This window comes from Brevibacillus sp. HB1.3, from assembly GCF_013186635.1.
Classification (GTDB): domain Bacteria; phylum Bacillota; class Bacilli; order Brevibacillales; family Brevibacillaceae; genus Brevibacillus; species Brevibacillus brevis_D.
The window spans coordinates 498,231-508,087 of the sequence record NZ_JABMIT010000004.1; the positions used below are offsets into that span (position 1 = coordinate 498,231).

Below are 9,857 nucleotides of genomic sequence, written 5' to 3' on the forward strand. Positions count from 1 at the left end.
TCCTCCTAGCTGCTGATCGGCAAGCATACCTCGACTGCCGTTCCGTTACCTGGGGTGCTTATCAACCGCAGCGTCCCCCGATGGTTCTCGATGATTTTGCGGCTCACCATCAATCCCAGGCCCGTCCCCGTTTCCTTCGTCGTGAAAAAAGCCTCTCCCAATCTCGCCATCTGATGGGCCGGGATCCCCACTCCGTTGTCTTCAAACCGAATGACAACTCGATCATCCTCACATCGCAGTCGAATCACAATTTCTCCATTCCCTGCGGTCGCTTCGATCCCATTTTTCAAAAAGTTAATGAAAGCTTGCTTCAACTGATTTTCATCGCAATGGATCAAGGGGACTTCCGATTCGAAAACGACCTGAATCATGACCTTTTTCAAAATCGCCTCCGTCTCCAGAAGCGTAACCACATGCGTGATCAGGTTGGACAAATCGCGGGCTTCAAACACAGCCGTATGCGGCTTCGCCAAGACCAACAGCTCTGAGACAATCATCTCAATTCGCGCCAATTCCGAGCTCATGATCGAAAAATACTCTGGCTTTCTCATGCCATCCTTTTGCATTAATTGCACAAAGCCTTTTAACGAGGTGAGCGGATTGCGTATTTCATGCGCGATCCCTGCCGCCAATTGCCCGACCAGTGCGAGTTTTTCCGAGTTTTGCAAAAATTCTTGCGCCCGTTTGCGTTCCGTAATATCCCGGATCAGTATGTACATGGAGAGCTGGTCCAGCATCGTCATGGATGTTCCACACACTTCTACCTCCGTCCGACTGCCATCCAAACGGATTAGCTCAACCTCAATTGGTGAGGCTGTTTCCCCTTCTTCCAAAGTGCGGATGAGGCCCTTGATCTTCGGTACATCACGGGGATGGAAAAACGACTGAAATGGATACCATAACAGCTCGTCCAAGCCGGAAGCCCCAACCAGTTGCATTCCTGCTTGGTTGACGTATTGAAGCTCCCCAGCACGGAAAATGAACGCACCTTCACCGGAAATATCCAATACTCTGCACTGTTTGGAACCATAGCTGTCACCAAACGGGGCCGGGAGCCTCTGCACCATCGCATAATACCCAATTGATGTGCCTTCCTCCCCAAAAGCTCCATATGTAATATGCACGGGGATACTAGTGCCATCCTTATGACGAAAAGCGGTGAAAAAAGGTCTCGGATCACCATTCATTGCAAATTGTGTTTGAAGGCGTACCATCTCCTGTTCTTCCGAAATAGCCAGCTTCCAAAAGGAGGCTCCTTCCCACTCTTCTACGGAGTAGCCAGTCAACACTTGGCAGGCAGGATTGCCTTTAAAAACTCTACCAAATTGATCGAGCAGAAAAGTGGCCTGAATCATTTGATCAAAGAAGGAACGATAGAGATGACCACTTCTCCATCCACTGTCCAATAAATTTTTCATCGTGCCCCTCCCTCCTGGGACGAGAAAACGGCTACTCCAAATTACGGAAATAGCCTACAACGTTCTCAAATCCTATTCTCACCCAATTTTACCCTATTCGTTCTGCTGTTTCCATCCCTCGGAAAATTTAATTGTGTGATTTCTCTTCCAGTACCTCTGCACTGACTTGTAGTTGCTCTGCCATTTCTTCGTCAACAACGAAGCCCAGCTTTGTGAAAGCCGCTACCAGCGCTCCGACAACAGGTGGTACGGTGGGAATGATCGTTTGAAACGAAGCTCTCCCAATTAGTTGTTCGCGAAGGATCGTGCTGGACGTTAACAACCCTCCCGCTAAAACGACTGGTACAGGCTCCTGAACCTTTTTTAAGCAAGTATCGGCCAATTCTAGCAAATCCTCTACTGCTTGCATAATCAATGTATTCGCGACCGGATCGCCTAGTGTCGCGGCTTGTTCTACGAGCTGACTCGTTTTTGCCAGCTCCATTCGCGGATTGCTTCCCCCGTAGATCAGGCTGATCAGTTCATCAGGACGCTCAACGCCATAGTGGTCCATAAACAGTTGTGTCAGCACTGTCGATTCACCGCGCCCATCGTATTCGCGCAATACGGCGCTTGCCGCTTTTTTGCCCAAATCAAATCCGCTGCCCTCATCGCCTACCAGATACCCCCATCCGCCTACACGGTGCCGCGCCCCCTCGTTTGAAAAGGCACAGGCAATCGAGCCCGTACCAGCAAGGAGTACGACGCCCGGCTGCCCCCACGTCCCCGCGTAAAGGGCTGCAATGACATCGTTATCAATCAATAGCCGTTCTCCCCACTCATGGGCAAAGGCATACTGAATTCTTTCCTTGATCTGCGGACGATCTGCACCGCCAAGCCCAATAAACAGACCGGCTACTTCCTCTTCCTTGGCACCTGCCTTTATTCTCACAGCATCCATGAGTTGGCGTAGTGTATCTTCCACATCCCCCCAGCTTCTGGAGAGCGGGTTTGATGATTCCCCCACCACGATTGCCCCCACCTGTCCTGCCTCATTGCAGATGGCTGCTCTGGTTTTGCTTCCGCCCCCATCGATCCCGATGAACCACTTTTCCCCATTACTTGACTGCACCTGCCGTCAACCCCTCCATAAACTGCCTCGATGCCAGCAAAAACACGATGATCATCGGTAAAGCAGACAACGTGAGCCCTGCAAACAACAGGCTCCAATCCGTTTCATATTCTCCAAACAGCACCATCATGCCAACCGGGATCGTCTTGAGCGCTTCCTCCTGAATGAAAATCAACGGGAAGAAAAAGTCGTTCCACGTATGGATGAAATTAATGATAACCACCGTAGCCAAGGCCGGACGAATCAGCGGCAAAAGCACGCGCCAAAACACCTGAAAATGGCTGCATCCGTCGATCCGCGCCGCTTCCTCCAGCTCAATCGGCAGCGTCCGAAAGAAGCCCGTCAAAATAAAAACAGAGATCGGAATCCCACTCGCCGTATAAATCAGAATCAGCGACCACAGTGAATTCAAGAGCCCGAGATTCTTCATGAGCAAAAACAAGGGAACGATCCCCAGCTTGATCGGAATCATCAGACCAATAATGAAAAAGAAGTAGAGCCCCGCTGTCCACGTAAAGGAAAAACGCGACAAGTAAAAGGCCGCCATCGCTGAAAAAACCGTAATGAGCAAGACAGACAGAGCGCTGACGAATGCACTGTTCCATAAAAAGTCGGCAAACGGCACGGCTTCCCACAGCTGTTTGTACGTATCCAGACTAAACGTCTTCGGAAGGGAGAGCGGACTCGCAAATATCTCCCTATTCGTTTTCAAGGAAGAAGATATCATCAGTACGATCGGATATAGCGCGAGTAACGCAAATAAATACGCCAGCACATAAGATACAGCTCTCCCACCCACAGTCATCTTCACATCGCATCCTCCTTTCCACTCAGGAACACGCAATTAGTGTTGGACCTCTCGTTTCCTCATCAAATAGAGCGACAACGCCGACACAGATCCGACGATAAAAAACAACACGACAGCCAATGCCGAACCGAGTCCAAGTGTGACATCCCCAGCTCCGCTACTAAACGCCATGCGATAAAAGTAAACAGCCAGCGTATCCGTCGAATAAAACGGCTCACCCATCGAGCCTTGCATAGCGTAGACGAGCTCGAACGCTTCAAACGCCTGAATGAACGTAAATATCGTCATAATCGTAATGGCTGGCATGCACAGCGGCAAAATCATTTTCCACAGCATCCGCAAGCCTGTTGCCCCATCCAATCTCGCTGCCTCGATCAAATCCTCCGGGATCGACTGAAGTCCCGCCAAAAAGATCAGCATGGCAAAGCCTATGCCAAACCAACAGTTAATCAAAATAATCGCGAGCAGCGCTGTATCCGGGTCACCCAGCCATGGTCTGGCCCATTCTTCTAGGCCGATTTTTGCCAAAACACTATTGAGTGCACCGTAATTCGGATTCAAAATCAACTTCCATAAAAACCCAATTACAATAACAGATAACAGCCTTGGCATGAAATAAGCGATTTTGAGAAAGCCGGAACCTCGTATTTTGCGATAGATGAGAAAAGCCAGACCGAAGGCAATCCCATTTTGCACAATCATTTCGACCACAAAGTAGAAGACGTTATGCCGAAAAGCATTCCAGAACATTTCGTTGAAAGGCTCTACTGTAAACAGCGTAATGAAATTTTGCAGTCCGACAAAAACCCCGCGTTTGATGCCATTCCAGTCGTACAGGCTGTATAAGAATGCCGAGAAGATCGGGTACACGACAAACAACGTATAAATAACAAGCGCAGGCAGCGGAAACAAGTGAATCAACCAGCGCACCTGCCCCCTTGTTCGAATACTTTTTCGATTTACCGTCTCGATGATACCCACCCCTTTTTACAAAAATCATCGCGGCCTGTTCAGAAGCCGGGAGTGAACCCAACTCAGGTCCACTCCCCCTTTCCGTCCTGCTACTTTCTACTTTTTAAAGGGAGGGAACCAAGTAGCCGCCGACTTTTGTACTTCTTCTACAACCTGCTCAGGGGTGAGCTTGCCTAAATACATGCCTTGGAGGGCGTTTTCCAATGTTTGCTTCGTGGTCGGTTTTCCTTCCGCGAAGCTGACGACCATCAAATAGGGTGTGGCGCTTGATTGGGAAAGATCTGCCATCTTGTTTACCAACGGATCGTCAGTCGATACACCTGGCACCGCGCTAATTCGTTTGAACTGATTGGCGAATAGCTCCCCAAACTTTTTCGTCGCCATGAATTCCATGAACTTCAATGCCTCTGCTTTGTGTTTGGACTTGGCGTTTACGGCATAGGAGCCATCGACCCAGGTTGTCAGGACTTGTTTTCCGTCATCGGTTGGCATCGGGAAGAAATCAAGCGGCAAATCAGGGTTGAGCTTTTTGATACCTTCCAGCTCAAAGCTGCCATTGATGAACATTGCTGCTTTTTCCGTGGCAAACAACGTCCGCATATCATTTAATTCGAGACCCACATAATTTTCCGGGAAATAAGGGATAAGTTCTTGCATACGCTGCACGGATTGGAGGAACTCGGCGCTTTTTAAGTCACTTTCTCCTTTTAGCAGCTTGTCGAGATAGTCCGTACCGCTATAGCTAGCTGGAGCAATCACACCATGACTAAGAGAGAGGAGCCAGCCTTCCTTTGCACCGAATGAGATCGGGACGATTCCTTTCTCTTTCAATGTTTTGGCTGTCGCAATCAGCTCATCCCAGCTTTTCGGTACCTGGAGGCCATTTTGCTCGAAGATTTTCTTGTTGTAGTAAAATTGCGTGGAGTTCAGGGATAGTGGGACACCGTAGACTTTGCCATCTTTACCTGTGGACGCTGCGAGGACGTCTTTTGGTATGGCAGAAATGCCTGACACATTGTCGAGAGGCTCCAGATGTCCAGCTTCAGCCAAGGCAATCCCCGGAGCATAGGGACGCAGCTGCAAAATATCTGGGCCACTGTCACTTTGGAGCGCCGTGTTTAGGATGGTATTGTACTCCGTTGCTTTGAATGGTTTGAATTCGATCTTGATATTCGGATGGTCTGCCTCAAAAGCTTTGATAATGGCTTTGTAGCCCTCCGTGTCTTCTACTCGCCAACTATGCATGGAAAGTGTTACCTGTTGTCCTCCACCTTGTCCGGCGACTGACTCTGTTTCGGTTCCTCCACTGCTACATCCTGTCACCACCATAACCGCAGTCAACACGAGAAAAGCTACATAGCGAAAACGAAATTGCTTCATGCGAAACCCTCCCCTTTTTCTTCCCTTAGTTCTTCAAAAGCTGGGCCGTAACAGCATCGTGCAAAATCGGTCGTAATTGCCGAAGCTGATGATTGCGGCCTAGATGAACGGCGTTTGTGAGAAAAATGACAGCAAACTGCTGCTCTGGGTCAATCCACATACTGGTTCCAGTAAAGCCCGTATGCCCAAAGCTCCTACGATGCAAGCCGCTTCCACAGCTCAAGGTGCTGGGTGCTTGATTGATCTCCCAGCCATACCCTCTACTCCCCCCTGCTTGCTCTGTATGATTGCGAATCGCCAGTTCGTACCATTCGCCAGCAAGTATTCGAGGATCTTGGTACAACCAGCTCATCGCGTATCGGCACAGATCGTCAGCTGTTGAGAACAGTCCAGCATGTCCTGCAACCCCTCCCATCGCAAATGCTTTCTCATCATGAACCTCTCCTGTGATGTAGGCGTTGGTCAGGCTACAATATTCAGTAGACGCAATATTCCGATAAATATGTTCGTTCGGACAGAAAACAGTATGTGTCATGCCCAAAGGGGTGAAGATGCGCCGAGTAACAAACTGGTCTAAGCGCTCTCCTGTTACTTGCTCAATAACGAGACCCAACCAGATCATGCCCAAATCACTGTAAACGACCTGGGCCCCAGGCTCGTGAATCAATTGTTGCGCATACAACAGCTCTGGCAAATGGATCTCGCTATCACGCCTTCTCTCTGCCAAATCTGCCGGCATTCCTGAGGTATGCGCAAGCAGCTGTTCGAGTGTGATCCGCTTTTTGTCAGCGGGACAATCGGGAAAAAATTGACCAATCTGATCATCCAGCGCTACCGCTCCCTCCTGCACGAGCAAGAGGATAGCAGGTAGCGTCGCCGTCACTTTGGTGAGCGACGCCAGGTCAAACATGGTGTTCGGCGTTACTGGCATGTCTTTGGCATTACTCGTCGTTCCGACATCACACGCATACCAGATACGACGATCACGCACGATTCGCAAGGCAGCTCCCGGTAGCAAACCGCCGTCCACCCATCCTTGCAAAAGCAACTCCAGATCGTCCATGTCTACCCTCCCTTTCCCTACGTCGATGAGCGTTTCGTTCGACTAACAGCAAGCCTTGATTTTTCCAACAGGGGAATGACTCGCTCTTGCATCCTGCTGATCATGGTAATAAACAAAATATCGATGACGTTCAATTGGGCAATGCGCGAAGCCATGGCTCCGCTACGAATGCTTTTTTCTACCGAGCTCGTGAACAACCGAATGTTGGCTAGTTCGGCTACTGGCGAGGGACCAAATTTGGTCAGGGTAATGATGGTCGCGCCCTGCTGCTTGGCCTCCGTCAACGATTGAATAATGTCTTCGGTTTGTCCTGAATAAGATATGCCGATGACCACGTCTTTTTCCGTTAAAGTGACTGCCGACGTCAATTGTGCGTGAAAATCCGAATAAGCCTCACACCACAAGTTAATCCGCGAAAATTTTTGCCGGATATCGTCAGCAATGACCGCCGAAGCACCGACACCGTAAACATCAATCTTCCTGGCTACCGACAGTACGTCGACTGCTTTCTTTACTTCTTCATTGGACAAGACTGAGAGCGTATCCTGAATGGATTGAATATTGTTCCAGCTAACCGCTTGCATAATCGATTCAACTGACCCCTCCATCATGATCTCCTGATAGCTGCCCATCGCCGTCTGTTTCGTCAAATCTCCTGCGACGCGCAGCTTTAGCTCCTGATACCCCTTCATATTAAGAGAACGAGCCAAACGGATGATCGTCGCCTCGGATACCCCACTATATTCCGCCAATTTTTGGACAGAGAGCTTCACGACATCTTCCGGGTGAGCCAGGATATAATCGGCGACTTTTCGCTCCGAAGGCTTTAATTGATCCAAGATTGCTTGTAGGCCGACAAGCCCTCCATTTAACATATGTGACATCACTTTCTTCCCCCAAATCTTATCTACATTTTATGTAGCATTATTTCTCTCGTCAATTGTTATCTAATAAACAATATTTCAAAATTACAAAGCTCAGCACAACTCTTCTGAATTTGTTCTCTCTTTTTCAAAAATTCCCTCCTTGACTTTCTCGCGGCGTCAAGCTTTACGCTTGCATCGCTACCAGGAAGAAAAAGGAGGATTTTCCCATGAAAACGTTACTGATTAAAGACTGCATGATATTGACGATGGTTGAGGGCGAGAAGCCATTTCTCGGGGATATTTGGATCGTGGATGGTCGAATCGCCAAAATTGGACCATCCCTTGAAGAGGAGGCAGACCGTGTCATACTGGCTAAAAATAGGGTAGCGATGCCCGGTCTCATCAACGCTCACAACCATGCCAGTATGTCCTTGCTGCGTGCTTTTTCCGATGATCTCAAGCTGATGGATTGGTTGGACAAAAAGATGCTCCCGGCTGAAGCCCGGATGACAAGAGAAGATGTCTACTGGGGAACGACACTCAATATTGCAGAAATGATCGCTTCTGGCACGACCGCTTTCGCCGATATGTATGTGCATATGGATGCGGTTGCCCAAGCGGTAGTTGATTCCGGGATACGCGCTTCTTTAACACGCGGAATGGTCTTTCTTGAGGATGACGGAGGACGACGAATGGCTGAAGCCTTAGACCTTATCGACAACTGGACGGGCGCTGGCGATGGCAGAATCACGACGATGCTCGGTCCGCACGCTCCTTATACGTGCCCGCCGAAGCCTTTGCAAGGAGTCATCGAGCTTGCCCGCAAGCGCCAAATCCCGCTCCACATCCATCTGGCTGAAACGATTGAGGAAGGAGAGAAAATCCGGGCCAAGTATGATCAAACACCCACGGCGTATTTGCATGAACTGGGCATGTTTTACGATACGCACGTCTTGCTCGCGCATGCTGTTCATCTGAATGAATCCGATGTCGCGCTTCTTTCCGGGATGAGAGGCGGTGTTGCACATAATCCTGTCAGCAATTTGAAGCTCGGCTGCGGCATCGCCCCTGTCAGAGAGCTGATCGAGGCCGGGGTCACTGTCGGGATGGGAACAGACGGTGCCGGCAGTGCTACGACCCTCGATATGTTTGCTGAGATCAAAGCCGCGACTTGGATGCAAAAGCTCAAGCACGGCGATCCGACCGTACTGCCTGCCGAAGCGGCCTTGCGTATGGCTACCATCGAAAGTGCGAAGCTGCTTGCGATCGATCACGAGGTCGGAACCCTGGAAGTCGGGAAGCGAGCTGATCTCATCCTAATCGATCTGGATAAACCTCACCTGTTGCCTGTCCATGACATCCATGCCCTGCTTGCATACAGCGCAACGGGAGCCGATGTGGACACAACCATTGTGAACGGAGAAATTTTGATGCATCAGCGCCAATTCCAAACCCTTCATTGGGAGGAAATAAAGCGAGAAGCGACAGCCCGAGCCAGCCGACTCGTCGAGGGCCTGTAATTACTTATGTACTCACAGGTTGAGCAGGCAGAAGCCAATTGCGAGACACATAAAAAACACGCTCCACATGAAATAGGGAATGAGTAGCGAGGATGCGATTTTGTGGTGGGGACGAATGGCGCGAATGAGTACCCATGTGGAATACATCACTAGAATGGTATCCAGCGCAGCCAACACGAGCAATTGATAGCCGATAAACAACACGAAAAAAAGTTGATGAAAAAACCAATTGATCCCATAGAGGAGCAAAAGCTCGCGGTCTATCTGTTTTGTTCGAATTAAGATCAGGAATGACCACGCTATGAGTGCGTATAAAATGAGCCAGATGATGCGAAACAAGTAGATTGGCGGTGTTCCATCGGGCTTGGCAAGGGAATCATACCAGGCCCCACCGTCTGGAAAAGCGATACCACCTAGTGAATAGAGGACCACTCCCGCAAGAAATAGAAGACTATTGTGCACCAATCTCATCCAGGTAGTCACCCTTTCTTCTTCTTTCTCTTCTATATCTATGAGTGGTCCTGCTCTTTTCATGCTAGTTTCAGAGATTTATAAAAAACTTTTTGGTACGTTGCTGTAGTGCTGGGGAGGAAACAGGAGAAAACGCTCAGATTCTAGGGCCACCCGCTGTGGGATTGACTGCCCAGCTCCATGAAAAAAAGCGAAACCCGCGTCCAAAGTTGTCCATTCTGGGAGCGTCTCAGAGGTGGACGCTAAGA

9 protein-coding genes are annotated in these 9,857 nt (G+C 49.5%); 1 reads left to right on the forward strand and 8 read right to left on the reverse strand.

Features of this window, described 5'->3' with window-relative positions:
• Positions 1–5: 5 nt before the first annotated feature.
• The 7 genes from HPY31_RS12795 to HPY31_RS12825 form a co-directional block, all read right to left on the reverse strand.
• Positions 6–1,418 (reverse strand): ATP-binding protein, encoded by a 1,413-nt coding sequence (locus tag HPY31_RS12795; RefSeq protein ID WP_172141008.1) that lies wholly within the window; start codon positions 1,416–1,418, stop codon positions 6–8.
• 127 nt (positions 1,419–1,545) lie between these two features.
• Complete coding sequence (locus tag HPY31_RS12800) at positions 1,546–2,529, reverse strand: N-acetylglucosamine kinase (RefSeq protein ID WP_172141009.1); 984 nt, start codon at positions 2,527–2,529, stop codon at positions 1,546–1,548.
• Positions 2,516–3,340 carry a carbohydrate ABC transporter permease gene (locus HPY31_RS12805; RefSeq protein ID WP_172141010.1) on the reverse strand — a complete coding sequence of 275 codons (825 nt, stop codon included), beginning with the start codon at positions 3,338–3,340 and terminating at the stop codon, positions 2,516–2,518. The genes HPY31_RS12800 and HPY31_RS12805 overlap by 14 nt, the downstream gene beginning before the upstream one ends.
• A 33-nt stretch (positions 3,341–3,373) precedes the next feature.
• The gene (locus HPY31_RS12810; protein WP_172141011.1) at positions 3,374–4,267 is read right to left on the reverse strand and encodes a carbohydrate ABC transporter permease; all 894 of its coding nucleotides are present in this window, start codon (positions 4,265–4,267) and stop codon (positions 3,374–3,376) included.
• Between the two features lie 138 nt (positions 4,268–4,405).
• On the reverse strand, positions 4,406–5,689 hold the full coding sequence (locus tag HPY31_RS12815) for an ABC transporter substrate-binding protein (RefSeq protein ID WP_172141012.1): 1,284 nt from the start codon (positions 5,687–5,689) through the stop codon (positions 4,406–4,408).
• Between the two features lie 25 nt (positions 5,690–5,714).
• On the reverse strand, positions 5,715–6,752 hold the full coding sequence (locus HPY31_RS12820; RefSeq protein ID WP_172141013.1) for a serine hydrolase domain-containing protein: 1,038 nt from the start codon (positions 6,750–6,752) through the stop codon (positions 5,715–5,717).
• A gap of 17 nt (positions 6,753–6,769) precedes the next feature.
• A complete protein-coding gene (locus HPY31_RS12825; RefSeq protein ID WP_472301154.1) occupies positions 6,770–7,627 on the reverse strand; it encodes a MurR/RpiR family transcriptional regulator in 858 nt (285 codons plus the stop codon).
• Positions 7,628–7,845: 218 nt separating this feature from the next.
• On the opposite strand from HPY31_RS12825, the gene HPY31_RS12830 reads away from it, so the two are divergent.
• Positions 7,846–9,138: an amidohydrolase gene (locus tag HPY31_RS12830; protein WP_172141014.1), complete on the forward strand. Its 1,293-nt coding sequence runs from the start codon at positions 7,846–7,848 to the stop codon at positions 9,136–9,138.
• A gap of 12 nt (positions 9,139–9,150) precedes the next feature.
• Here HPY31_RS12830 and HPY31_RS12835 read toward each other — a convergent pair whose 3' ends face one another.
• A complete protein-coding gene (locus HPY31_RS12835) occupies positions 9,151–9,609 on the reverse strand; it encodes a TspO/MBR family protein (RefSeq protein ID WP_172141015.1) in 459 nt (152 codons plus the stop codon).
• Positions 9,610–9,857 lie beyond the last annotated feature (248 nt).